The sequence below is a fragment of the Dactylosporangium maewongense genome (assembly GCF_039531485.1).
In the GTDB taxonomy this organism is placed as follows: Bacteria; Actinomycetota; Actinomycetes; order Mycobacteriales; family Micromonosporaceae; genus Dactylosporangium; species Dactylosporangium maewongense.
Genome location: NZ_BAAAQD010000089.1, coordinates 1 through 1,379, shown reverse-complemented (window position 1 = coordinate 1,379; position 1,379 = coordinate 1). Strand labels below are relative to the sequence as shown.

The following is a 1,379-nucleotide window of genomic DNA, read 5'->3' as shown; positions in this document are numbered from 1 at the left end:
TAGTACTGCAACGGCGGGTCGCTACCTCGTCTGGTTCTGGGTCGTTTGCCGGGTGTGGTGACGGTTGAGCAGGTCGAGGGCTGGGACGAAGATTTTCGGGAGTACTTCCTGGGGTTCTCGCACTGGTTCAGTCGGGCGGATATTCGGTGGCGGGCGTTGAAGTATCTGCGTGGGTTGATGGCGCCGATCGAGCGGCGTAACGGCTGGACGCTTGCTGAGCAGGCCGGTGACCGGTCCCCGGACGCGATGCAGGGGTTGTTGTGCAGTCCGTGTTTCGACCGTGAGGCGGTCCGTGACGAGGTCCGCTCGGGTGTCCTCGCGGCGATCGGCGACCCGCGTGGGGTGCTGATCGCCGACGAGACCGGATTCGTCAAGAAGGGCAAGGCCTCGGCGGGAGTGCAGCGGCAGTACACCGGTACCAGCGGCAAGGTCGACAACTGCCAGATCGGAGTGTTCCTGGCGTATACCAGTCCAGCGGGACGGGCGTTGATCGACCGGGAGTTGTACCTGCCGAAGGCCTGGACCAGCGATCGGGACCGCTGCCGTAAGGCGAAAGTGCCCGATGAGGTCGAGTTCGCGACCAAACCGCAGCAGGCGCAGACGATGTTGCAGCGGGCTGTGGCAGCGGGAGTGCCGTTCGCCTGGTTCACCGCGGATGAGGCCTACGGGCAGAACCCGGGCCTGCGTACCTGGTGCGAACAGCAGGACATCGCCTATGTGATGGCCACCCGCTGCGACGATGAGGTGCCCTCCGGGCTGCGCACCACCACGCGCGTGGACGAGCTCATCGCCAAGGTGCGGGCCGGCGCGTGGACACGGATGTCCTGCGGCGACGGCGCACACGGGCCCCGCGTCTACGACTGGGTCGCCACGCCGATCCGGCAGCAGTTCCCGCACGGCCGCCGCGGCTGGGTCCTCGCACGGCGCAACATCAGCACCGGGGAGGTGGCCTACTACCGCTGTTTCGGGCCGCGCGGCACCCGGCTCCGCGTCCTGGTCGCCACCGCCGGCGCCAGGTGGGCAGTGGAGGAATCGTTCCAGACCGCGAAGAACGAGACCGGCCTGGACCAGTACCAGGTCCGCCGCTACGACGCCTGGTATGCCCACATCACCCTGGCCATGGCCGCAGCGGCGTTCCTGGTCATCACCCGCGCCGCCGAGCAGGCGCGGGGGGACCGAGCCCGGACCAGACATGCTGATTCCGTTGAGCAGCAACGAGATACGTCGCCTGTTCACCCGACTGGTCTCGGCCGTCCAGCACCACACCAGTCACATCCTGCACTGGTCGCAGTGGCGTAGACGCCGACAAGCGCAGGCCCGAGCCGCTCACTACCGCAAACGACTCGAACCGCCGTAAGACACGACCCGCCGTTGCAGTA

At 67.3% G+C, this 1,379-nt stretch carries 1 protein-coding gene; it reads left to right on the top strand.

Going from position 1 to position 1,379, the window contains the following annotated elements; all coding sequences use genetic code 11:
* Positions 1-108 precede the first annotated feature (108 nt).
* A complete protein-coding gene (locus tag ABD332_RS59815) occupies positions 109-1,299 on the top strand; it encodes an IS701 family transposase (protein WP_425552475.1) in 1,191 nt (396 codons plus the stop codon).
* The last annotated feature ends 80 nt before the right edge of the window (positions 1,300-1,379 follow it).